The organism is Vibrio sp. K4 (assembly GCF_051122595.1).
Lineage (GTDB): Bacteria > Pseudomonadota > Gammaproteobacteria > Enterobacterales > Vibrionaceae > Vibrio > Vibrio owensii.
The window spans coordinates 1,984,185-2,006,275 of record NZ_CP178577.1; the positions used below are offsets into that span (position 1 = coordinate 1,984,185).

Sequence of the window (22,091 nt, forward strand, 5' to 3'; positions counted from 1 at the left end):
ACTTATGTGCAAAGTTGGGTAATTCAACAGAATGAATTAACGTTCCCAGTATGCCTCTTCCAAGCTATCTTCACGCTCAGGAAGACCACGTGAAAGACGTGGAGAATGCTGCACTAACACTTCGTAACTTGCTCGGTTCGCGTATTTACAAACTTGAGAGAACGAAGAATAAGTTAAATACTCATTACTGTGCTTACTTGAGTTAGGCACATTTTCTTTGTGGTATTTATTTGCTGCCATATCGTGAAGAACCGCAGACAATGCCGCATCGCCTGCGCCATTAGTGTTCTTAATTTTTTCAGGGCCACCCATGTATGGAGAGATATGTGAATATACTTTAATTGCATTTTCACATGAGTCCTTCTTAGCAGGACGGCTAAATTCGAAACGGTTAAATTCAGCAATAGAACCAGGAAGCAGTGGCAATGAAGTTTCACGCTTAGCGCTTTCTTCAGTGTAACCCGCCATAAACAGGCCTACAGGACCAGCAGTACAAAGAACCAGATCAGCCCACTCAAGCGTCTTATCTGAAGCAGCTAGAGGATCAGACTCGCCCGTTAATGCTTCTGCTTCGTCTTCGTTCATTGCAACAACAGAAACATTGTCACGAATAAATTCTTGCCAGAATGTTGGATCATCTTGAATAACGAATTTAGTACCTAGCGTTAATACCACTGGTACATCGTGCTTCTTCGCGTATTCGATAGCACGCATCGTTGCTTCTGGCATTGGGTCGCCTTCTTTACAACGAACAAGGTATGCAGTAAGAACTAGAGCAGATGCGCTCTTGAAGATCTTCTCAGGGATATTGTCTGGGTGAAGTTGGTTCATTTGACCTTCGCTGATTGCGAAAGTACGTTCACCATCTTCGGTAATCAGAGCAAAACAACGACCGATTGCACCATCAACGCCTTGTAGGTAGTTCAGATCCATACGGCTAGATGTGTTACATAGGTAGCGGTAACCGTAGCTGCCGATTTTGATATCTTGGCTCATTACGCCCAGAAGTGTTGAGCGGTCATCGGCCAACACTGAGTAGTTGTGCAGCGTATTACCGATCGTACCGCCTGCATACTCATTAGTAATAAGGCATTCTGCTTTTAGCTGTTGGTACAAAGCTTCTGCTGTAGCGTCATCAATAACCAACGAGTGTCCTTTACTCAAACCGTACTTTTCAATCACATCCGTTGTCACTTTCGCTTCAATATCAACCAGCGTTTGATCAATGCCGATGATGTGAGTGCGCGTCATCTTTTTGCTTTCTTGTGCTTGGCTCACCAATGGGTCACGAGCATGAACAGGAAAATAGTGCTTGGATTTGCGTTGTCCAGGAAATTTCATATTGTTAGTCTGAGTAAGGGATGAAAAGGAGAACGGATTCTATACCGCCGTTATTAAAGCAGCAATAAAGGCAATTATAGCAAACGTTTGCAGTCTGCTTTTTTCTTTAAATCGGCCTATTCGCCTTCCATGAAACCCAAATCTGGTAATTGATCAAGGTGCTCGCTGTAGCGTTTCAGATTGAATTCACCTTCGTTTTTCATCACGTCGAAAATCTCAATCGACATTGCGCATGCCATCATCGCAACCGCATCTTCACGTGGTGTACCTGTCATCATTAAACGCATCAAGGTTTCTTTTACCTTGAGCGGATTGCCATCTTCTAGCTGATTTTCAACAATTTCAATCAACTCACTTTCTTGCATAAATTGGTTTTCTTCAGTCATTTGCTTTTTCCTCTTGGATTTTTGCCAACTATGCCATATATAACCCTTCTATACTTATCGAATTTAATCCTCACCTTCGCATTTGGATAAATTTAAGCCAAAATCGAAGTGTGATTTCGATCTCGGATCTGTCACCGGTCAGTGGATTCTGGTAGAATCTGCGTCCCGTTAATTTTAGTGGTGTTTAGTAATGTCTGATAACAGCCAAAAGAAAGTCATCGTCGGTATGTCCGGCGGCGTTGATTCATCTGTTTCTGCGTATCTTCTAAAGCAACAAGGCTACCAAGTAGAAGGCCTGTTCATGAAGAACTGGGAAGAAGATGACAACGAAGAGTATTGTACAGCAGCAGAAGATCTTGCTGATGCTCAGGCAGTATGTGACAAGCTGGGCATTCACCTACACACCATCAACTTTGCTGCTGAATACTGGGATAACGTATTTGAGTACTTCCTTGCAGAATACAAAGCAGGTCGTACACCAAACCCAGACATTCTTTGTAACAAAGAAATCAAGTTCAAAGCGTTCCTAGAATTCGCTGATGAAGTGCTTGATGCGGATTACATTGCAATGGGTCACTACGTGCGTCGTTCTTTCCCTGAAAACGGTGAAAAACCACAAATGCTACGTGGTCTCGATGGCAACAAAGATCAAAGCTACTTCCTGTACACATTAAGCAACGAGCAAATCGCACGTAGCCTATTCCCTGTTGGTGATCTAGAGAAGCCAGAAGTACGCCGTATCGCAGAAGAGCAAGACCTGATCACAGCGAAGAAAAAAGACTCTACGGGTATTTGTTTCATCGGTGAACGCAAGTTTACAGAATTCCTAGGTCGCTACCTTCCAGCTCAACCAGGTAATATCGAAACACCTGAGGGCGAAGTGATTGGTCAACATCAAGGCCTTATGTACCACACACTTGGTCAACGTAAAGGTCTACACATCGGTGGCCGTAAAGGCGGCGGTGGTAACGAAGACCCATGGTTCGTTGGTGAGAAAGACCTAGAGCGTAACGTTTTGATTGCCGTTCAAGGTAAAGACCATCCAATGTTGAAATCAGAAGGTCTACTTGCATCACAACTTCACTGGGTAGATCGTGAGCCAATTCGCGATGTTATGAAGTGCACAGTGAAAACTCGTTACCGTCAGGAAGATATTCCTTGTACAATCATCCCTATCGATGATGAAAACATTAAAGTGATCTTTGACGAGCCACAAATTGCTGTAACTCCAGGTCAATCAGCAGTGTTCTACAAAGATGACGTGTGCCTAGGTGGCGGCATCATCGAGCAACGCATTAAATATTCTCAAGCTTAGGAGTCGTTACGTGGCGAATACACTTTATGACCGTACTATCGCTTTTGCAGGTATCTGCCAAGCTGTTGCCTTAGTTCAACAGGTAGCGAGAAACGGACATTGTGATCAAGATGCCTTTGAAACGTCAATTAACGCCATTTTGAATACTAGCCCAGCGAACACCATTGGTGTTTTCGGCCGTGAGGCCGACCTTAAGCTGGGTCTTGAATGCTTGGTGAAAGGGATTGATAGCACCCCATCGGGAAGTGAAGTCACTCGCTACATCATCAGCCTAATGGCATTAGAGCGCAAGCTATCGGGTCGTAACGATGCAATGTCACAACTTGGTGACCGCATTCAAATGGCTCAGCGTCAAACGGAACATTTTGAATTGCTAGATGATCAAATGATCAGCAACCTAGCAAGCATTTACTTGGATGTAGTCAGCCCTATTGGTCCTCGTATTCAAGTAACTGGTACTCCATCGGTACTGCAACAAACCTCTAACCAGCACAAAGTTCGTGCGCTGTTGTTATCGGGTATTCGTAGCGCAGTACTCTGGCGTCAAGTTGGCGGCAAGCGTCGCCACCTGATTTTCGGACGCAAGAAGATGGTAGAGCAAGCACAAATCCTTCTTGCTCGAATGTAATAAGGTATCAAGTAAGCAGCTCGCGTTTATCGCGAGCTCATTTTTTTCGACCAAAACAAATCTCGCGCAAACGTTTGCGCAATATTCGTGACAATTGCCACAGTTATTGGTATAAAGCTCACGAAATTTAGAAACCCAATTCAGGAGAACATCATGGAACTGTCAGCATTGACTGCTGTTTCACCAGTAGACGGCCGTTACGGAAGCAAGACAATTGCGTTACGCGAAATTTTCAGTGAATACGGTCTACTAAAGTACCGTACTATCGTTGAAATCCGCTGGCTACAAAAGCTTGCTGCTACTGCTGAAATTGCAGAAGTGCCAGCGTTTAGCGCAGAAGCAAACCAATTCCTAGACGACCTTGCTGCAAACTTCTCTGAAGAAGATGCACGCCGTATCAAAGAGATCGAGCGTACAACTAACCACGACGTAAAAGCGGTCGAGTACTTCCTAAAAGAGAAAGTAGCAGACGTTCCTGAACTGCACGCAGTAAACGAGTTCTTCCACTTCGCATGTACTTCTGAAGACATCAACAACACATCACACGCTCTAATGCTTAAAGAAGCGCGTGAGAACGTGATTCTTCCAGAAATCCGTAACCTAATCGACGCTATCAAAGCGCTAGCAGTGGAATACCGCGACATTCCTCTTCTATCTCGTACACACGGTCAGCCTGCTTCTCCATCTACTATGGGTAAAGAAATGGCAAACGTGGCGTACCGTATGGAGCGTCAATTCAAGCAAATCGAAAACGTTGAGATCCTAGCGAAAATCAACGGTGCAGTAGGTAACTACAACGCACACCTTTCTGCTTACCCAGAGCTAGATTGGCACAAGTTCTCTGAAGAGTTCATCACTGAGTCTCTAGGCGTAACTTGGAACCCTTACACAACTCAAATCGAACCACACGATTACATCGCTGAGCTGTTCGACGCTATCGCTCGTTTCAACACTATCCTGATTGACTTCGACCGTGACGTTTGGGGTTACATTGCACTAGGCCACTTCAAGCAAAAAACTATTGCTGGTGAGATCGGTTCTTCAACAATGCCTCACAAAGTTAACCCAATCGACTTTGAAAACTCAGAAGGTAACCTAGGTCTTGCGAACGCTGTATTCGGCCACCTAGCACAGAAACTGCCTATCTCTCGTTGGCAGCGTGACCTAACTGACTCAACAGTTCTACGTAACCTTGGTGTTGGTGTTGGCTACGCAATCATCGCTTACACTTCTACGCTTAAAGGCATCAGCAAGCTAGAAGTAAACCGTGAAGCGCTTCTTGCTGAACTAGACAAGAACTGGGAAGTACTAGCAGAGCCAGTACAAACAGTAATGCGTCGTTACGGCATCGAGAAGCCATACGAGAAGCTAAAAGAGCTAACTCGTGGTAAGCGTGTAGACGGCGAAGCAATGCGTAACTTTATCGACGGTCTTGAGCTTCCTGAGCACGAGAAAGCACGTCTGAAAGAGATGACGCCAGCGAACTACATCGGTCAAGCAATCGAACTGACAGATAAGCTGTAAGAGAATCGAGAATCGAGAATCGAGAATCGAGAATCGAGAATCGAGAATCGAGAATCGAGAATCGAGAATCGAGAATCGAGAATCGAGAATCGAGAATCGAGAATCGAGAATCGAGAATCGAGAATCGGATAATTGTGAGGGTTGACGTGAAAGCGTCAACCCTTTCTTTTTATGGGAACGGGCTTTGCCCTATGGAACACTAAGATTCGGGATAAAAGATAAAGCTCGGTTATATCCATTCAAGAGACAACCACAGCCAACACATCCCAAATTTAACTTTCCTTCACTGAAATACTAGCGCCCCACTCTCGACTCCTAGAGCCAAGCGCTCCCAAATCTCGATTCTTTATTTCTATTGCCTTTGGAAGAAAAGGGTAATCGTCCCTACTTCAACGCCAAACTTCTTAATCTTGGTGAGGTTAAACACGTGCATTTCATCTTGGCGGTAAAGCCAGTCATCGAACGATACCGTGATAGTTGAATCATCCATCTTTAACTCGAAGTCATATTGCCATTGCAGCGCATTACCTATCTCTTTACCGGTGGCAACACCGATGATGTCGTCCGCTTTACCTTGATAAGTACCGTCTTCGAGTCTGGTAATGACCCATATACGCTGGTCCAGCTCGCCATCATCAAAAACAAAGTCTTCCACCAGCGTGAGCTCATTGCCTTCAACCGTGCCGACGATATCGACTTCAAACCGACGAGTTTGTTTCTCGGTGTAGTCCTGCACCATTCCCCACGCTTTGACATCGCCTTCAAAGTAGCCAAATAGGTTAAAGGCTGGCGATGACGTTTGGTAATTATCAATGTCAGCAGAGCACGCGCTGAGCAGCGTTACCGCCGCAATCAAGGGGGCTTTGAGCATTCGTTTTAGTAATTTCACTACCTTACCTGCCCTATCAGTTGTTTACGAAGTTTGGGAAATTCTGTTTGTGGCGACAGCCAAATAGAAAGGAATGCATCATTGAGGCGCTCGTCCTTAACATAACCAACGGTTCGGTAAGGCTTGCTGCCTGCTTGGCGATAAATTAGCTGACCGTTTTTACCATCGGTGAGGTAGGTAAGCTCGTCGCCTTTCTTTATATCAGGGAACATAGTGTTCAATTCGGAAATCCACTGCTGACGATAAGCCTGAGTAAATCCCAGTTTTTGCCATTGTTCATCAGTGACATCCAGAAGCTGTTCCTTGCTTATGTCGCGCTGGTAGTTAATCTCTAACGCAAAAGGATGTGGTGAAACGTCACCAGACACTTGATACTGCCCGTCGGGCGTTTTTAAACGAGACTTGTAAATGTCAAAAATAAACCAAGTAAGTTGAGCTTCACCCACCGTCTGCCATTGTTGCCAACTGCTCGTGTCTGTTGTGATACTAGAGCCCGCGACATTCTGAGCTTGCAAAGGCACCGCACAGAACAAGGAGGCGGCCATTACACTGCTAGTCAGCTTCCGTTTCCAATTTCTCTTCAAGCTTTTCATTTCCGTACACCTTGAGTATCAACAGCATCATTGCGCACCATTCGACGAATAAGATCATGAGAGTAGTGCCAGCGCTAAATCCAAATTCAACGGCTTGGAGTTTATAGCCAGCAAAGTAGCTCGCTGTTCCTCCGAGTCCGCCTACTATTGATACGTAGATTTTTGGGAAACGGTACAAAATTGACTTAAGTTGATAGGCATACCAAGAAAACAAAACCCACAAGCATAATAACCAGACAGGCAGCCATGGGGTTGGAAAGACAAAAACAAAGAGTTGTTGATTGAGCGTATCAAGCACGAGCCCGATCGTGACGATCACACCAATACTTTTGAGCGAAGATGCGTCGGTTTTTAGACAATATAGTAGGGTTGCCAAAGTAAGGAATAACGTCACCCATTGCCATTGATAGGTTCCAAGCACTGCAGCAAACCAGCAGAGTTGGAACCATGTCGAAGCAAGAAATACCTTCATAACGAACTACGGGCGTTGAAACGTCATGTGAACGGCACTGATCGTGCGAGCCAAAAAGCCACCTTCACAGTAGCTCAAGTAGTAGCGCCACATACGCACAAAGCGGTCATCGTAGCCAAATGAGCGCACTTCACTCTCTGCTCGATTAAAACGAAGGTGCCATTCGTTCAGCGTCTTGGCGTAGTCCAAACCAATATCGAACAAATCTCGCGTCACTAAGTCACTGTACTTTGTTGTTGCTTGAGTGAGTGAGGTTACAGAAGGTAAAAAGCCACCAGGGAAAATGTACTTCTGGATGAAGTCGACATTGTTGCTGTAGTAATCATAACGCTGGTCGGCAATCGTAATCGCTTGAATCGCCATCAAGCCACCAGACTTCAACAAAGACTCACAAACCTTAATGTACGAAGGTAGGAATTGTTTGCCCACGGCTTCAATCATTTCAATAGAAACAAGCTTGTCATACGTACCAGTTAGGTTGCGGTAATCTTCTTTGAGTAGTGTGATTCTGTTCTCTAGGCCACGCTCTTTGATCTTCTGCTCCGCGTACGCGTGCTGCTCTTCAGATATCGTTGTGGTGGTAACCTGACAACCGTATTGTTCGGCCATGTAAATCGCCATAGCGCCCCACCCAGTGCCAATTTCAACAACATGATCAGTAGGCTTCAGCTCAAGTTGCTGACATAGACGATCCATTTTGTTGATTTGAGCCTGCTCTAGAGAGTCATCCGCATGATTGTAAAGCGCTGACGAGTACAACATATTGGTATCAAGGAACGCTTCATAAAGGTTGTTACCCAAATCGTAATGGGCATGGATATTTTTACGCGAGTTCTCTTCAGAGTTTCTGTTGGACCAATGGCTGAACTTGTACAGCAGTTTAGTAAGCCAACTGCCCTGCTCTTCCAGTTTGTCGAGCGCACGCAAGTTAAGCGCCATCAGCTTCATTAGAGCCGTCAAATCTGGACTGTCCCACCACCCGTCCATGTAAGCTTCGCCAGCGGCAATACTGCCACCTTGCAATAAACGCGAGTAAAACCCAGGATGCTTCACTTCAATGGTCGCCACCACAGGTTCGCCATTGTAGTCTCCGTTTGGGGTTGAAAAGCGCTCACTGCGCTCCGTCGTCTCGGTCTTGAAGCTTTCAATCACCGTCAGACAGCCAATTTCCATTTTTTGCAGACACTGGAAAAGAACTCCACGAGCCGCTTTTTGAGTCGTCGTTAATTCACGCGGCATTGCCATAGAAGTCGTATTTAACATGCAGAGTTCTCCTTGTGCTTATTATTCTTTTCTTCTTTACTCACTTGCTCAGGCTCTGTCGTTTCAGGTTGAGCATATTTAGGATGTGAATAAAACGGCGCGCCTTTAAGCCATAGTTTGAGAGCGTGCCAATAGATACCAACCATTACTTTTACCGTTTGAATTGGCGTAACGATCAAGCATTTCAAAAAGGTTTTGCTTGAAAGCGGTTTGGCTTTCATTGCCATCGTGGCATCGAAGTGTTTTTCCCCTTTGTGACATTCAAGATGAATATTCAACTTGTCTGTAAGAGGTTTAACTTTCCAACGATAGAGTTGGTCAACCGGATTAAATGGTGAAACGTGGAACGCTTTGTCTTGCTCCCAACCAAATTCCTTGTCTTCTTTGTCTGCCGATACGGCGTAATAATGTCGTTCATTCCAAGGGGTATTACTCACCTCTGCTAGGAGGTATTTCCATTCACCTTCCTCGTTATAAACGTAGTAGAAATTAACTGGACTAAAATACAGCCCTAAATATCTCAAGTGACAAACTGCGACGACTTTGCCAGTACAGCGAACACCAGTCAGCTCTTCAACTTTGTTCTGCACTGCCGACTTAACGCTACCTTCGCCGATGTAATCACTGCGCTTGAAGCGTGCCCAATGCCACCACCGCGAACCAAAGCCCCATACTTTTTTCTCTAAAGCATCAAGCTCATCTACATCAATGGCAGGCATAAACAATGAGTAGTTCAACTCATGATTCACAGGCGTAAATCGACGGTGGCGAACGTTTCCTATAAACAATCGGCTGTTCATCTGGCTATCCATATCATGCCGCGCCTTTTTCAAAAGGAACCACATTTTGTTCGCGATACTTTTCTTCTAGCCCTTTAACTACATCAATCGCGCTACGCACACCATCTTCATGGAAACCGTTGTACCAATAAGCGCCGCAGAACCATGTGCTCTGTTTACCTTGAACTTCGTCTTTGCGCTGCTGCGCTGCAATCGACTCCGTAGTAAACACAGGATGATGATAAGTGAATGAGCGCAAAATCTTGTTTGGGTTGATTTGATTGGTGCTGTTCAAGGTTACGCAAAATGTATGTTCTGATTGAACGTGCTGAAGGATGTTCATATTGTAAGTGAGCGAAGGAAGACGTTGCTGCTCATCCTCACTGCCTTCCAATAGGTAGTTCCAAGATGCCCACGCCGCCTTACGTTTTGGCAATAGACAGGTATCGGTATGAAGAACAACTTCATTAGCTTGGTACGTCATATCCCCCAATATTTCCTGCTCAATTGGGCTGATATCCTCTAGCATTCGCATTGCTTGATCGCTGTGACAAGCGAAGATCACGTCATCAAACCAATGTGTTTCTCCGAGAACTTGAACGCCAACGCCCTTTTCGTTGCGAATCACTTTTTCGACAGGGCTGTTTAGACGAATATTCTCGGCAAAACCTTTGGTCAATGGTGGAATGTAAGAACGTGAACCACCTTTAATCACATACCATTGTGGTCGGTTGGTCACATCCAACAAACCGTGGTTGAGGAAGAAGCGCAAGAAGAACATGAGCGGGAACGCGCGCATATCCGCTAAAGTCGAAGACCAAATCGCAGCGCCCATTGGCAGAATATAATTGTCAGAAAAGAATGCACTGAATTTGTGCTCATCCAGAAAAGCGCCAAGCGTTTGAGATTGCGTTGATGGATCGTTAGCAAAGCGCTTTGCAAGTTTATTAAAACGCAAGATCTCGAAGATAAAACGATAGAATTTAGGGTTTGCCCAGTTACGTTTTTGAGCAAACAATGTCGACACGGTATGGCCGTTGTATTCTAGTCCGTTCCCATCGTTTCTGACACTGAAGCTCATTTGAGTCGGTAGACCTTCAACGCCAATCTCGTTCATCATTTTGATAAAGTTTGGGTACGTACGATCGTTGTAAACGATAAACCCAGTATCGATTGCATACTCTTTACCATCAAGGCTGACATCGACGGTTGCAGTGTGGCCGCCAATGTAATCATTCGCTTCAAACAGCGTTACGTCATGTTCTTTATGCAAGTAATAGCCACAAGTAAGGCCAGAGATACCCGTTCCAACGATGGCGATTTTCTTTCTTCCTGCCGTGTTCATGCTTCTTCCTTCTTATGATACGAGTTTTTCGGTTAGCCGAGCTTGCCAGCTGTATGGAAGCAACGAGATAAAACGTAAAATTCCGGTGAATCTCGCTGGGAAATAAATATGGCTTTTATTGGCATCCAATTGTTTTCGGATGGCAGCGGAGGCCTGATTGGCCGTAACAATCATCGGCATATCAAAGGTGTTCTTATCTGTGAGTGGCGTTTCAACAAAGCCAGGAAACACCGTCACGACTTTGATGCCTTTCTTTTTCAGGTCGACGGCTAGTGTGCGGGCAAAATAGCTGACTGCCGCTTTGGACGCGCCATAGGCTTCTGCGCGAGGCAATGCCACCTCTGATGCGATTGACCCGACAATTACAACGCGATGCCCACGTTCAAACTGTCCCTGACACGCTTCAACACAATTCGCCACACCTACAACGTTAACGTTCATGACACGCGCCATGAGTTTCGCATCCACTATGCCGTCGTCCATATATTCACAGTCGCCAGCGTTAAAGATCCAAGTTTCAGGAGTGAACGGAAGTTGTGAAAGCGCGTGAATCGTTTCATCGTACTGAGTCACATCGAAGCGTAATGTCGAGATGTTAGTCGACGCAGCTTCTAACTCAGCCAACACCGCTTCGTTGCGGCCGCACGCAATCACTTTCCAACCTTCACCGGCGTAATCCAAAGCAAGCTGCTTACCAATGCCAGACGTCGCGCCAGTGATAAGAACTGAACCGCTCATTGTCCTAGCCTCTGCTTAATGGTTCTAACGACAGAGCCAAGTAGAGGCAGATTCTCGTACAGCATCTCTCCTAGATCGAAATAGTCTCGATGGTAGATAACCTGACCTTCACTGAACTTGAGATGAGAAACACCATTGACTGAAATCGGCGCGCCTTTCTGCAGTTTTGGGTGCTGTAAATCCATGGTCCAAGTAAGAAACCCTGTCTCGCCCACCTGTTGATGATCGTGAATAATGAAGTCACAACGGATAACGTTGGTGTAGAGCGATTGAAAATAATCGGAAAGCGCAGGCCAGCCCTCTAGACGATGAGCAGCATCTTCAAAAACCACGTCTTGGTGGTATACCCCTTCAAGCAAGTGCAAATTCGCTTTGCTCAGCTTTTGATATATGTTGCCAACTGAATGAATGTCCATTTCTATGCTCCTATACTACTTCAACAGTTGTACAAAATTATTATATGTACAAGATAGACCAATCATGAAAAGTTGTACAAAAATATTTTTGTATAACTTTGTTTCTGTAGAGTGATACGTGATGGAGTGCGGTAGCGATCAATAGATACAAAAAAAGGCTTGGTCAAAAAACCAAGCCTTTTCAGGAGATTAACTATTTATTTGCTGAATGATTAGTACTGTTGGCTACGTAGTGCCGCAATACGCTTATCTAGCGGTGGGTGGCTCATTAGAAGCTCAGTCATCGAACGCTTACCGTTGATACCAAACGCCATCATAGTGCCATCCAGTTGAGATTCGTGGCTCATCTTCAAACGCTCAAGCGCCGCGATCATCTTCTCTTTACCCACAAGATGCGCTGCGCCCGCGTCAGCGTGGAATTCGCGATGACGGCTGTACCACATAGTCAGGAAGCTAGCTAGGAAACCAAATACCAGTTCAAGCACCATAGACACACCGAAGTAAACCATCATGTTTGTACCTTGGCCTTCCTCATCGTCATTCGAAGCAACAATGTTAGCAATGAAACGAGATAGGAAGATAACGAAGGTATTCACGACACCTTGCATTAGCGTCATAGTCACCATATCACCGTTAGCGATGTGGCTAACCTCATGCGCAAGTACCGCTTCCGCTTCATCACGCGTCATGTTGTGCAAAAGACCTGTAGATACTGCAACTAGCGAATCATCACGCTTAGCACCGGTTGCAAATGCGTTGATGTCTGCCGCATCATAAATAGCGACGGTTGGCATACCGATGCCCGCTTGTTGAGCTTGGCGACCAACTGTTTCTAGAAGCCAATGTTCAGTTTCGTTACGTGGGCTCTCAATCACCATGCCGCCTACCGAGCGTAGTGCCATGCTCTTAGACATCATTAGCGAGATGAATGCGCCACCAAAACCAAACACTGCTGCCATCAGTAGTAGACCAGACAGACTGCCTGGCTGCATTCCAGTTACAGCGTAAACAATATTCAGAACAACACTAAGCACTAGCACGACTGCTAGGTTAGTTGCTAGGAATAACATAATTCGCTTCATTACTTTTCTCCGAGGAAGCTTATCGTTTTTATAAAAACGGTTGTTATATGAAACAGAACTCTACGAGGCGATTTCGCTAGATTCAAGCTCTGTTGCGTTATAGATATAGTCTATCCGCGTTAAAAACAAGGTTAAGCAATAAATTGCAACATTTGTTTTCGAGACTGAAATAATACACACCTTTTTACACTCTTAAATCAGCACTTTAGACCGAGTATAGACTTTGGTCTTATTGTGTGACTATCTGTACGTGCTAGATTCGGGTTAGATGAACGAAACGGGGTTAGCTTTTAGGACAATTAAGCAGCTCCAAACTTCCATGTCTTGAGGGAAAAATCATGGTAGAAACTAACGACTATCAAATGGCTATCGATTTACTTTGTTGTCACCTAGGTATCTCAGAGGATGAGGCAAAACAACAGCTAGGTATTTCAACTGATGCTCAAATGTCAAAGCGTGTTGCAGAAACACAACAAGCGTTGATGGGGCTTAGCCAAGAGAAATAAACTAAGCGTCGAATCTTACGATTAGGCACAAAGGTTTACATGAGAAAAGGGCTGCATGATGCAGCCCTTTTTGTATTTTTGTTTGTCGGTTAATTATATGTTTAGCAACGGTTCGACGTTGATGTATTTACCCAACTCTTTGCGCTTCGCACTTGGAATGTATGGGATCTCACCGAGTTTCGGCGCGTCTAGACGCTCTTCCAACATATCGATGATTTCTGCATAGTGCTCCGTGCCTGGGTTAACGCGGTTTGCCACCCAACCGACGAGATTCAGACCATCCGCTTTGATGATCTCAGCAGTGAGCAATGCATGGCTCAAACAGCCCAGTTTAATACCGACAACCAGTACAACTGGCAACTGTTCTTGTTGCACCCAAGTCGACAAACTGTCTGTGTCAGACACAGGCACACGCCAACCACCAGCACCTTCTACTAGAACAATGTCTGATTGCTCTTTGTGTTGAGCTAATTTTTCACTCAATACTTCGTATTTAATTTCTACATGTTCATGCTTTGCGGCGATGTGAGGAGAAGCAGGCAATTCCAAAGCGTATGGGTTTACATCGTCGTACGCGATATCCAGCGTTGCCGCTTTTTGCAGATGCAATGCATCCGAGTTGCGCCAACCTTCTGCCGTCTTATCGCTTCCTGCTGCCACTGGTTTGTAACCAATGGTGTTAAGCCCTTTCGCACCGAGTGCTTGCAAAATAGCTTTAGACGCTACCGTTTTTCCTACATCAGTATCCGTACCAGCAATAAAAAATGCATCAATCATTTAACTATGACTCCAAAACAAACCTGATAACTTGCAGGTAGAAGACCTTGATCGTTTCTAAATGCTTGGTACGCGCGCTCAACTTGCAATAAAGTGCGACGGCTCGTCAGGCCATGTGAGCGCCCGCTTACGTGATTTGCACCAATGCCTTTGAGATCACGCATGACAGAAAACGCTGAATCGTACCAAACTGTGATGGGGGTCAAGTCTAGATGATGGTTGTGGCACCAAGATTGCGCTAACGCAATTTTTACCTGATTGTGGGTAATAAAGTTATTCACGTGTTGATATGTATCAATTTTTGACCAAGCCTCGCGCAACTCATAAAGCGAACCATCAACCAGCGTAGAGAAACACGCCTTTCCACCGGTTTTTAGTACACGGCGCGCTTCTCTGAGTGGGTAACTTAAATCTGTACACCATTGCAGCGCTAAGCTTGAAAACACGTAATCGAAGCTCTCATCGTCAAATGGTAAGTTTTCAGCATCAGCAATTTGGTAATGCATTCGTACTGCACCACAACGCAACTCTGCTTTGTCTAACATGGCTTGAGAGATATCACCGCAGACAACTTCCGCACCACGTTGTTGAAGCAGTTGGGAGAAGTAACCCGTGCCACATCCTAAATCCAATATACGTTTTCCCGTCAAATTTTCAGGAAGTTTATCAAGCAAGCGATGTCCAACATCACGCTGAAAAGCTGCGTGTTTGTCGTACGTTTCTGCTGCTTTACCAAACGAAGAGGCAATCGCTTCTTTGTCTTGGTAAAAGCTCTCCAATGTCATATTTTCTGCATTATCCATTACAGCGCTCCTAATGCTTGCTTCAATGCCATTGAAAGCGTTTTAACTTGTTCGTTGGTGTGATTGGCAGTGAGTGTGATTCGAAGGCGAGACGTCCCTTTAGGCACCGTCGGTGGTCGAATAGCGGTAACCCAAATGCCGTTTTGGCGACAAGCGCTCGCAACCTGCAAAGCCAGTTCAGATTCACCAATCACAAACGGCTTAATCGAAGTTTGAGTCTCAACAAAGCCATCAAGATCGCAGAGGCAGTCTCGATACACTTCACTAAGCTCTGAAAGCTTTTCACGTCGCCAAGACTGCTCTTGAACGATAGAAACCGCATGCGTTAGCGCATAGGCTTGTGCCGGAGGCATCGCTGTGGAATACACATGGTGACGAGCAAACTGAGTCAAAAAGTCTCCCGTTGCGTGGTCGCATAAAATAGCCGCGCCAGACATACCAAACGCTTTGCCGAAAGTAACGATCAGTATCTCAGGTTTAACCTTTGCCAACTCGCAAGAACCACCACCAGATTGACCAAGAACGCCAATACCATGAGCATCATCGACAGCAAACCAAGCATCATTACTGCGAGTGACTTCAGCTATATCGGTGAGCGGCGCACAGTCACCGTCCATGCTGAATACCCCTTCAGTCACAACTAGATGGTTGTCTTCGCTATTAATCAGCGACTTTAGGTGCTCGATGTCATTGTGTTTGAAGCGCTTCATCTTAGCTGGTGACAACGCCCCCGCTTCCATCAGTGAGGCATGGTTCAAACGGTCTTGGATCAATACGTCTGATTTTTCCAACAAGGCGAACAACAAGGCTTGATTAGCACTGAATCCAGAACCAAACAGAATTGCTCTGTCGTAACCCAGCCATTCGGTCAGTGCGGCTTCTAAATTGCTGTGTGCGGCACTAAAGCCAGTGACCATTGGCGATGCTCCACTGCCACTGCCGTATACGCTTAAACCTTGCTGCCAAGCCCGAACAAGCGCTTGGTCATTGGCCAATCCTAAATAATCATTACTTGAGAAATTAATGTAGCGTTTGCCTTCGTGTTCCAAAACGGACTGGTTACCGGCAAACACCACATTCATAGAACGATTCAACCCTTGCGTCTTACGCTCAGTAAGGGCGGACTCGATACGAGATTTAAACGCTGGCATCGTAGAAAAGGTCGTCTTTTGTCGGGCGAGCAGCAACGCGCTCTACGACGCGATCCAGCAACTCGTTTTCTTCGATTTCATCAGGTTTTTGAGACACCTCTTGGCTGTTAATGCCGAGCTTGTTGAACAGCATCATGTCTTTGTCTTCGGAAGGGTTTGGCGTGGTCAGCAGTTTGCAGCCATAGAAGACGGAGTTTGCACCCGCCATAAAACACAGCGCTTGCATTTGTTCGTTCATGTTTTCACGGCCAGCGGATAAACGAACGGCTGATTGAGGCATCATAATTCGTGCAATCGCAATCAGGCGAATGAAATCGAATGGCTCAACATCATCCACTTCTTCCAGTGGTGTGCCCTTCACCTTCACAAGCATATTGATTGGAACGCTTTCAGGGTGTACCGGTAAGTTAGCCAATTCAACCAACAAACCTGCTCGGTCGTTAGCACTTTCACCCATACCGATGATGCCACCGGAACAGATCTTCATGCCAGCATCACGAACGTGAGACAAAGTATCTAAACGGTCTTGGTAAGTACGTGTGGTAATGATGTTGCCGTAAAATTCAGGTGAGGTATCGAGGTTGTGGTTGTAGTAATCCAGACCTGCGGTTGCCAATTGCTTTGCTTGATCTGGCGTCAACATGCCTAATGTCATACACGTTTCTAAACCCATGCCCTTCACGCCTTTGATCATGTCAGTCAAATGCGGCATGTCACGCTCTTTCGGGTTTTTCCATGCTGCGCCCATACAGAATCGAGTAGAACCCGCGTTTTTGGCTTTTTGCGCAGCATCAAGTACGCGTTCAACTTCCATCAGACGCTCTTTTTCGATGTCTGTGGTGTAACGAGCACTCTGAGGACAGTACTTACAATCTTCTGGACAAGCACCTGTCTTAATCGACAGAAGCGTGCTTACTTGAACATGGTTGGTTTGTTGATATTGACGATGTACAAGCTGCGCTTCGAATAGGAGATCCATGAATGGTTTTTCCATGAGATCGCGCACTTCAGCATGCGTCCAGTTATGACGAACTTCCACGTGTATTCCTTTAGTCACTTTTGTTGTTGTGTTGACAGTCTACTGAGTCTCGATAAACTGTCAACACAACACAAAAGAACAAAGTTTACACCTGTTTATTTTTCAATCTCAATTACTATTGGAATCGCACATGGATCTCGCCTTCGACCGCCAGCATATCTGGCATCCCTACACTTCGACATTGACACCTCTGACCTGCTACCCAGTAGCATCGGCAAATGGTGTTCACATTAAATTGGAAGACGGTACTGAGCTGGTCGACGGCATGTCTTCTTGGTGGTCGACGATCCACGGCTACAACCATCCGCATTTAAATCAAGCCGCTCACCAGCAAATCGATCAAGTCTCTCACGTGATGTTTGGCGGGATTACCCACCAGCCAGCAATCAGTTTGTGTAAGGAGCTACTGTCCCTAGCACCAAGTAATCTTGAACATGTATTCCTTGCCGATTCAGGCTCCGTTGCCGTAGAAGTCAGCTTAAAAATGGCACTGCAATATTGGCATGCAAAAGGTGAACGCCGACCGAAGTTTCTTACTTTGCGACACGGTTATCACGGCGATACGTTTGCGGCGATGTCGGTTACCGATCCCGATAACTCAATGCACTCTCTCTACAAGGGCTTTTTACCTGAGCATATCTTTGCGGAGTCACCAACTTGTGGTTATTGGGATGAATGGAAGCCAGAAGACCTTACCGACTTCGAGCACAAGATTGAGACGCACCATAAAGAACTTGCTGCTGTGATCCTAGAGCCTATTGTTCAAGGCGCAGGCGGCATGCGTATCTACCATCCAGAATTTCTCAAAGGTGTGCGTAGACTTTGTGACAAATACGGTTTGTTATTGATTGCAGATGAGATCGCTACCGGTTTTGGACGCACAGGCAAATTGTTTGCCTGCGAACATGCAGATATTCAACCAGACATTCTGTGTGTCGGGAAAGCACTCACTGGCGGCTACATGACCCTCTCTGCGACCCTCGCTAGCAAACACGTCGCAGACACCGTTTGTGGCGGTGATGCAGGTTGTTTTATGCATGGCCCAACCTTTATGGGGAATCCACTCGCTTGTGCTGTAGCTACAGCAAGTTTGGAATTGATCGAGCAAGGTGATTGGAAGCAACAAACCCAACAAATTGAAACGCTGTTTTCTGAGTTGCTACCAAAACTTGAAGAATACGACTTGGTGAAAAACACTCGTTGGTTGGGTGCTATTGGCGTAGTGGAGACGCATCGCCCGGTAAATATGGAAACCATCCAAGCCTTGTTTGTTGAACATGGAGTGTGGATTCGTCCATTTGGCAAACTGATTTATATGATGCCGCCGTTCATCAGCAAGCCGGAAGATATTGAGAAGCTAGTTAACGCGATTGATGCAGCGTTGCAACGTAAAGACTGCTTCGCTTCATAATCCAATTCAATACGAAAACGGTTTGAGTATGAGACTCAAACCGTCTCGTTATTTATTAGAGCAGTAAAGCTATCGAAGTTGACTGTCTTTACTCGCTCGTCGATTGAACAATGCTTGGCGTTGAGATACCAATTCGATTGTTGACTGACATTCGATACACAAACGAACGCCTTTCATTGCAAGACGACGCGCTTCTGGGATCTCATCACCACACTCATCGCAGTAATGGGCGCTCTCACCCTTTGTGATACTGCCACGAACACGGGAAATCTCGTCGTCTATTGTGTTTTGAATTTGTTGGCTGACGCTATCGTCGTTTGCCCACCCTACGGCCATAAGCCCTCCTCGTTACTTGAATGAGAAAATCTACTTACCGTGGTAAGGTGGATGATTATATCGATTACAAATAACAAGATAATTAGGGTAAATTCAAAAACACTATTACGTTTTGGTAAAAATAGATAACCTAAAACCAATTACCATTCTATAATTAGTTGGTATGACTCATTCTCCTGAAGCCTTGAAAGAACATACCCGTGAGTAGAACCATAGCTTCCGCTTAACACACTGTTTTCCTTTAACAGTATTACATCTTCCAAACCATCATCATTGTAGTCTCCGGTCGCAAGAAGAGTAACTTTTTGGTAACCATCGGAGTTATCGTAAAATACAGCCTGGAAGTCATTCAATCGCTCAAAACTAGTGATTTTATCCATATCAGCCCATCGATGTGCTTCTTTTGATTTTCTCAATTGTTCATCAGAGATGATAAAACTCAACTCTGATGGAGATATATCCGGAAGACTCTCATTAATGATGCTTTCTGATATGTAAGAAGTATTAGATGGTTTAAGAGATCCCATCACTTTCCAAGATTCACATAAGACTTTTGTTGCCATTAACGCAGAATGCTCTGAGTCTATTTTAGCGCTAAAGTTTTTTTGGCTTTTCAGCTCGAGTTCTGCACAACTTTTAGCTACTGAGACTTCTCCAGAAGCGGACTTAAGTGGGAACTCAAAATACCACTCCGCTCCATAAACTGCTCTGACATTATCCTGAGTTAAGAAGGTCACTTTTTCGACAAAAAAACGATCAGAGTTATTGTAAGGACTATAGAAGGGCTCTATCGAAATTGGGTTTGCGAATAAGCTAGAAGAAGATAAACCTAGTAAAAGGAAGAGTGATTTCATTAATGAGACCTTAATAAGTTTGCTACATAAGCATTTCTTTCTGCTTGTACACCATTTCTTTTCGACTCGAGGGCCGCTTGCTGATAATTTCCGTTTCGAATATGCCCATTAAACTTGGGATAAGTATCTTTAAGTTTTGGCATACCTAAATTAAATATCATGTCAAAAAGCGCTAGCTTTACGTTGTCCGGATAAGATGTAAACGCTTCATCTCCATAGATAACCTTAAGCTCTTTTTCGAAAGACTGTATGTGATGTGCTACTTGCTCGTTCATCACGCTTTCAGTTAATTTGAGGGCTGTAAAAGGCTTAAACCTTGAAGCTGGCTCTGACTCTCCAAAAGGCCGGGCCTTAACACGCAAAAACTCTTCTTTGATTTGCTCGTAAGTAGCCGGTTCATTTGTAGAATTGTGAACAAATGGGAGCTTTGTTGCTGCGGTAACGTCGCTTAACATACTACCTACCCCAACAGTGATATAGCCTCTGGTATCCAAATACATATGCTCGACTCTTCCCTCATATTGCTCTAATTTAGCCTTGAGCTTCATTTTGAGGGAGGTTGAGACAGGCAAAGCCTTCTTCGCACTCAAAACCGTGATACCTTGCATCAACTTACGATGGCTTCTTCCATTCACATCTATCCTTCCATCTGGACGAGCCATCCCAACAAGGTTTTTCTGAAAAGCTTTAATTGCGGCGACAGTCTTGGAGTTTTCCGGTCTAGAGCCCAGTTTCCCATCCACTTTAAGTTCCTTTATTCCCCTTAAAGAACCAAGCAATTGGTTAATAGACCTTTGTACCGTACGAATATCAGCATCCACATTTTTACCACCCAAGCCAACAGAGCCGCTTATTCTTATTGAAGCCATGAAAGTACCTCATCTTTATATTTTGGAGGAGCTTGTCACGCTCAATGAAGCTTAGAAAAATATCATTAGGGACTGGTTTTAATAATTTAGGCTAACTATGCAATACCTCATCCTATATTTACATAACAACGTATTTTCACTCGACGCAGATAACAAAAAACCCAGCACTAAGGCTGGGTTTTGGTGTTCTAGTGGTTAATGGATTAACCGATGTGCGTTGCGCCCGCCATGTACTTCTGAAGTACTGTAGGGATCGCAATGCGGCCGTCTGCTTCTTGGTTGTTTTCTAGGATAGCAACCATTGTACGACCTACAGCAAGACCAGAACCGTTTAGCGTGTGTACAAGCTCAGGTTTCTTCTCGCCTTTACGACGGAAACGCGCTTGCATACGACGAGCTTGGAAGTCCCACATGTTAGAACATGAAGAGATTTCACGGTAAGTTTCTTGAGCAGGAACCCAAACTTCTAGGTCGTAAGTCTTACGAGCGCCGAAGCCCATGTCACCTGTACATAGAACCACTTTACGGTAAGGAAGCTCTAGAAGTTGTAGAACTTTCTCAGCGTGACCTGTTAGCTCTTCTAGTGCGTTCATTGAATCTTCTGGCTTAGTGATTTGTACTAGCTCAACTTTGTCGAACTGGTGCATACGAATCAGACCACGAGTATCACGACCGTAAGAACCTGCTTCTGAACGGAAACATGGCGTGTGAGCTGTCATCTTAATTGGTAGATCCGCTTCGTCAGAAATCGTGTCACGAACTAGGTTCGTTACAGGCACTTCTGCAGTAGGGATTAGAGACAGTTTACGTGGCTCTTCGTCGTTTACTTTTTCTACTAGCGGCTCAGTGTGGAAAAGATCTTTACCGAACTTAGGAAGCTGACCAGTACCGAATAGGCTGTCAGAGTTTACTAGGTAAGGTACGTACATTTCTGTGTAGCCGTGCTCTTCAGTGTGAAGATCCAGCATGAACTGAGCGATTGCGCGGTGTAGACGAGCAAATTGGCCTTTCATCACGATGAAACGTGCGCCAGTGATCTTAACTGCGCTTGCGAAGTCTAGACCGTCGCCCATTTCGCCTAGGTCAACGTGATCTTTCAGTTCGAAGTCGTAAGACTTTGGCTCACCCCAACGAGAGATTTCAACGTTGTCGTTTTCATCTTTGCCATCTGGCACTTCGTCTGCTGGGATGTTTGGTACAGAAAGCGTGAATTCGTCTAGTTGAGCCATTACTTGCTCAAGTTCAACTTTCTTCGCATCAAGATCGCTACCTAGAGTACCGATTTGTTTCTTGATCTCTTCTGCGCCTTCTTTGTCGCCAGCCGCCATTTTTTGGCCGATTTGCTTGGAGATGGAGTTACGCGTGGATTGTAAATTTTCTACTTCTACTTGAATGGACTTACGTTGTTCTTCAAGTTTACGAATAGTATCTACGTCTAGCTTAAAGCCACGACGCGCCAGTTTAGCAGCTGTTTCATCCAGCTCTGTACGAAGTAATTTAGAATCCAGCATTGTTAATCCTATGCTTTTTGTTGTGAAATCACGCGCACTTTCCAAGCGTACGCGTTAAAAAAA

Annotated in this window: 24 protein-coding genes; 5 read left to right on the top strand and 19 right to left on the bottom strand. The window is 45.1% G+C overall.

Annotated elements, in window-relative coordinates; genetic code table 11:
• Positions 1-36: 36 nt before the first annotated feature.
• Both ACLIIY_RS08920 and ACLIIY_RS08925 read right to left on the bottom strand, forming a co-directional pair.
• Positions 37-1,341, bottom strand: a complete 1,305-nt coding sequence (locus tag ACLIIY_RS08920) for an inosine/guanosine kinase (protein ID WP_009705753.1) — start codon at positions 1,339-1,341, stop codon at positions 37-39.
• A gap of 116 nt (positions 1,342-1,457) precedes the next feature.
• Positions 1,458-1,727 carry a hypothetical protein gene (locus ACLIIY_RS08925; RefSeq protein WP_005437209.1) on the bottom strand — a complete coding sequence of 90 codons (270 nt, stop codon included), beginning with the start codon at positions 1,725-1,727 and terminating at the stop codon, positions 1,458-1,460.
• Between the two features lie 190 nt (positions 1,728-1,917).
• On the opposite strand from ACLIIY_RS08925, the gene mnmA reads away from it, so the two are divergent.
• The 3 genes from mnmA (at position 1,918) to purB (ending at position 5,194) form a co-directional block, all read left to right on the top strand.
• Entirely contained in the window at positions 1,918-3,042 is a 1,125-nt protein-coding gene (gene mnmA / locus ACLIIY_RS08930; RefSeq protein ID WP_009705752.1) for a tRNA 2-thiouridine(34) synthase MnmA, read from the top strand.
• Positions 3,043-3,052: 10 nt separating this feature from the next.
• Entirely contained in the window at positions 3,053-3,670 is a 618-nt protein-coding gene (gene hflD, locus ACLIIY_RS08935) for a high frequency lysogenization protein HflD (protein ID WP_005437207.1), read from the top strand.
• 153 nt (positions 3,671-3,823) lie between these two features.
• Positions 3,824-5,194, top strand: a complete 1,371-nt coding sequence (gene purB / locus ACLIIY_RS08940) for an adenylosuccinate lyase (RefSeq protein WP_005378198.1) — start codon at positions 3,824-3,826, stop codon at positions 5,192-5,194.
• A 352-nt stretch (positions 5,195-5,546) separates the two neighbouring features.
• Here the strand turns inward: purB and ACLIIY_RS08945 are convergent, their stop codons facing one another.
• The 9 genes from ACLIIY_RS08945 to htpX form a co-directional block, all read right to left on the bottom strand.
• Positions 5,547-6,065 carry a DUF3833 domain-containing protein gene (locus tag ACLIIY_RS08945; protein WP_434528545.1) on the bottom strand — a complete coding sequence of 173 codons (519 nt, stop codon included), beginning with the start codon at positions 6,063-6,065 and terminating at the stop codon, positions 5,547-5,549.
• Between the two features lie 17 nt (positions 6,066-6,082).
• Positions 6,083-6,676 carry a chalcone isomerase family protein gene (locus tag ACLIIY_RS08950; protein ID WP_434527448.1) on the bottom strand — a complete coding sequence of 198 codons (594 nt, stop codon included), beginning with the start codon at positions 6,674-6,676 and terminating at the stop codon, positions 6,083-6,085.
• A complete protein-coding gene (locus tag ACLIIY_RS08955) occupies positions 6,636-7,148 on the bottom strand; it encodes a DUF2878 domain-containing protein (RefSeq protein WP_434527449.1) in 513 nt (170 codons plus the stop codon). The genes ACLIIY_RS08950 and ACLIIY_RS08955 overlap by 41 nt, the downstream gene beginning before the upstream one ends.
• A 6-nt stretch (positions 7,149-7,154) precedes the next feature.
• Positions 7,155-8,411: a class I SAM-dependent methyltransferase gene (locus ACLIIY_RS08960; protein WP_434527450.1), complete on the bottom strand. Its 1,257-nt coding sequence runs from the start codon at positions 8,409-8,411 to the stop codon at positions 7,155-7,157.
• Positions 8,405-9,223, bottom strand: coding sequence for a DUF1365 domain-containing protein (locus tag ACLIIY_RS08965; RefSeq protein ID WP_434527451.1), 819 nt, complete (start codon positions 9,221-9,223; stop codon positions 8,405-8,407). Before ACLIIY_RS08965 ends, ACLIIY_RS08960 begins: the two co-directional genes overlap by 7 nt.
• 1 nt (position 9,224) lies before the next feature.
• Complete coding sequence (locus tag ACLIIY_RS08970; RefSeq protein ID WP_434527452.1) at positions 9,225-10,535, bottom strand: NAD(P)/FAD-dependent oxidoreductase; 1,311 nt, start codon at positions 10,533-10,535, stop codon at positions 9,225-9,227.
• Between the two features lie 12 nt (positions 10,536-10,547).
• The gene (locus ACLIIY_RS08975) at positions 10,548-11,273 is read right to left on the bottom strand and encodes an SDR family oxidoreductase (protein ID WP_434527453.1); all 726 of its coding nucleotides are present in this window, start codon (positions 11,271-11,273) and stop codon (positions 10,548-10,550) included.
• Entirely contained in the window at positions 11,270-11,689 is a 420-nt protein-coding gene (locus ACLIIY_RS08980; protein WP_005437198.1) for a nuclear transport factor 2 family protein, read from the bottom strand. Before ACLIIY_RS08980 ends, ACLIIY_RS08975 begins: the two co-directional genes overlap by 4 nt.
• Positions 11,690-11,901: 212 nt before the next feature.
• On the bottom strand, positions 11,902-12,771 hold the full coding sequence (htpX, locus tag ACLIIY_RS08985; protein ID WP_009705745.1) for a protease HtpX: 870 nt from the start codon (positions 12,769-12,771) through the stop codon (positions 11,902-11,904).
• 338 nt (positions 12,772-13,109) lie between these two features.
• Between htpX and ACLIIY_RS08990 the strand changes: the two genes are divergently transcribed.
• Complete coding sequence (locus ACLIIY_RS08990; protein ID WP_005450789.1) at positions 13,110-13,277, top strand: hypothetical protein; 168 nt, start codon at positions 13,110-13,112, stop codon at positions 13,275-13,277.
• Between the two features lie 93 nt (positions 13,278-13,370).
• Here ACLIIY_RS08990 and bioD read toward each other — a convergent pair whose 3' ends face one another.
• The 4 genes from bioD to bioB are packed head-to-tail and all read right to left on the bottom strand — an operon-like array spanning position 13,371 to position 17,047.
• A complete protein-coding gene (gene bioD / locus ACLIIY_RS08995; RefSeq protein WP_434527454.1) occupies positions 13,371-14,054 on the bottom strand; it encodes a dethiobiotin synthase in 684 nt (227 codons plus the stop codon).
• A complete protein-coding gene (gene bioC / locus ACLIIY_RS09000; RefSeq protein ID WP_039841673.1) occupies positions 14,051-14,857 on the bottom strand; it encodes a malonyl-ACP O-methyltransferase BioC in 807 nt (268 codons plus the stop codon). The genes bioD and bioC overlap by 4 nt, the downstream gene beginning before the upstream one ends.
• Entirely contained in the window at positions 14,857-16,008 is a 1,152-nt protein-coding gene (gene bioF / locus ACLIIY_RS09005) for an 8-amino-7-oxononanoate synthase (protein ID WP_434527455.1), read from the bottom strand. Before bioF ends, bioC begins: the two co-directional genes overlap by 1 nt.
• Positions 15,995-17,047 carry a biotin synthase BioB gene (gene bioB, locus ACLIIY_RS09010; protein ID WP_005378222.1) on the bottom strand — a complete coding sequence of 351 codons (1,053 nt, stop codon included), beginning with the start codon at positions 17,045-17,047 and terminating at the stop codon, positions 15,995-15,997. The genes bioF and bioB overlap by 14 nt, the downstream gene beginning before the upstream one ends.
• A 130-nt stretch (positions 17,048-17,177) precedes the next feature.
• Here bioB and bioA point away from each other — a divergent pair, with 130 nt between their 5' ends.
• Positions 17,178-18,458: an adenosylmethionine--8-amino-7-oxononanoate transaminase gene (gene bioA, locus ACLIIY_RS09015; RefSeq protein ID WP_434527456.1), complete on the top strand. Its 1,281-nt coding sequence runs from the start codon at positions 17,178-17,180 to the stop codon at positions 18,456-18,458.
• A 69-nt stretch (positions 18,459-18,527) separates the two neighbouring features.
• Here bioA and ACLIIY_RS09020 read toward each other — a convergent pair whose 3' ends face one another.
• From ACLIIY_RS09020 to serS, 4 genes are all read right to left on the bottom strand, one after another.
• Positions 18,528-18,794 carry a DksA/TraR family C4-type zinc finger protein gene (locus ACLIIY_RS09020; protein ID WP_005437185.1) on the bottom strand — a complete coding sequence of 89 codons (267 nt, stop codon included), beginning with the start codon at positions 18,792-18,794 and terminating at the stop codon, positions 18,528-18,530.
• Between the two features lie 140 nt (positions 18,795-18,934).
• Entirely contained in the window at positions 18,935-19,648 is a 714-nt protein-coding gene (locus ACLIIY_RS09025) for a hypothetical protein (protein ID WP_434527457.1), read from the bottom strand.
• Entirely contained in the window at positions 19,648-20,517 is an 870-nt protein-coding gene (locus ACLIIY_RS09030) for a hypothetical protein (RefSeq protein WP_434527458.1), read from the bottom strand. Before ACLIIY_RS09030 ends, ACLIIY_RS09025 begins: the two co-directional genes overlap by 1 nt.
• 203 nt (positions 20,518-20,720) lie before the next feature.
• On the bottom strand, positions 20,721-22,028 hold the full coding sequence (gene serS, locus ACLIIY_RS09035; RefSeq protein WP_005437179.1) for a serine--tRNA ligase: 1,308 nt from the start codon (positions 22,026-22,028) through the stop codon (positions 20,721-20,723).
• Positions 22,029-22,091: the final 63 nt, after the last annotated feature.

What these genes read in the sequence shown, in the direction of transcription:
- ACLIIY_RS09030 (WP_434527458.1), bottom strand. Translation starts at nt 20,517, where the DNA reads ATGGCTTCAATAAGAATAAGCGGCTCTGTTGGCTTGGGTGGTAAAAAT.
- ACLIIY_RS08920 (WP_009705753.1), bottom strand. Translation starts at nt 1,341, where the DNA reads ATGAAATTTCCTGGACAACGCAAATCCAAGCACTATTTTCCTGTTCAT.
- ACLIIY_RS08965 (WP_434527451.1), bottom strand. Translation starts at nt 9,223, where the DNA reads ATGGATAGCCAGATGAACAGCCGATTGTTTATAGGAAACGTTCGCCAC.
- ACLIIY_RS08960 (WP_434527450.1), bottom strand. Translation starts at nt 8,411, where the DNA reads ATGTTAAATACGACTTCTATGGCAATGCCGCGTGAATTAACGACGACT.
- purB (WP_005378198.1), top strand. Translation starts at nt 3,824, where the DNA reads ATGGAACTGTCAGCATTGACTGCTGTTTCACCAGTAGACGGCCGTTAC.
- ACLIIY_RS09025 (WP_434527457.1), bottom strand. Translation starts at nt 19,648, where the DNA reads ATGAAATCACTCTTCCTTTTACTAGGTTTATCTTCTTCTAGCTTATTC.
- htpX (WP_009705745.1), bottom strand. Translation starts at nt 12,771, where the DNA reads ATGAAGCGAATTATGTTATTCCTAGCAACTAACCTAGCAGTCGTGCTA.
- bioD (WP_434527454.1), bottom strand. Translation starts at nt 14,054, where the DNA reads ATGATTGATGCATTTTTTATTGCTGGTACGGATACTGATGTAGGAAAA.
- mnmA (WP_009705752.1), top strand. Translation starts at nt 1,918, where the DNA reads ATGTCTGATAACAGCCAAAAGAAAGTCATCGTCGGTATGTCCGGCGGC.
- bioF (WP_434527455.1), bottom strand. Translation starts at nt 16,008, where the DNA reads ATGCCAGCGTTTAAATCTCGTATCGAGTCCGCCCTTACTGAGCGTAAG.
- ACLIIY_RS09020 (WP_005437185.1), bottom strand. Translation starts at nt 18,794, where the DNA reads ATGGCCGTAGGGTGGGCAAACGACGATAGCGTCAGCCAACAAATTCAA.
- ACLIIY_RS08975 (WP_434527453.1), bottom strand. Translation starts at nt 11,273, where the DNA reads ATGAGCGGTTCAGTTCTTATCACTGGCGCGACGTCTGGCATTGGTAAG.
- bioC (WP_039841673.1), bottom strand. Translation starts at nt 14,857, where the DNA reads ATGGATAATGCAGAAAATATGACATTGGAGAGCTTTTACCAAGACAAA.
- serS (WP_005437179.1), bottom strand. Translation starts at nt 22,028, where the DNA reads ATGCTGGATTCTAAATTACTTCGTACAGAGCTGGATGAAACAGCTGCT.
- ACLIIY_RS08925 (WP_005437209.1), bottom strand. Translation starts at nt 1,727, where the DNA reads ATGACTGAAGAAAACCAATTTATGCAAGAAAGTGAGTTGATTGAAATT.
- ACLIIY_RS08945 (WP_434528545.1), bottom strand. Translation starts at nt 6,065, where the DNA reads ATGCTCAAAGCCCCCTTGATTGCGGCGGTAACGCTGCTCAGCGCGTGC.
- bioA (WP_434527456.1), top strand. Translation starts at nt 17,178, where the DNA reads ATGGATCTCGCCTTCGACCGCCAGCATATCTGGCATCCCTACACTTCG.
- ACLIIY_RS08990 (WP_005450789.1), top strand. Translation starts at nt 13,110, where the DNA reads ATGGTAGAAACTAACGACTATCAAATGGCTATCGATTTACTTTGTTGT.
- ACLIIY_RS08980 (WP_005437198.1), bottom strand. Translation starts at nt 11,689, where the DNA reads ATGGACATTCATTCAGTTGGCAACATATATCAAAAGCTGAGCAAAGCG.
- ACLIIY_RS08955 (WP_434527449.1), bottom strand. Translation starts at nt 7,148, where the DNA reads ATGAAGGTATTTCTTGCTTCGACATGGTTCCAACTCTGCTGGTTTGCT.
- ACLIIY_RS08950 (WP_434527448.1), bottom strand. Translation starts at nt 6,676, where the DNA reads ATGAAAAGCTTGAAGAGAAATTGGAAACGGAAGCTGACTAGCAGTGTA.
- ACLIIY_RS08970 (WP_434527452.1), bottom strand. Translation starts at nt 10,535, where the DNA reads ATGAACACGGCAGGAAGAAAGAAAATCGCCATCGTTGGAACGGGTATC.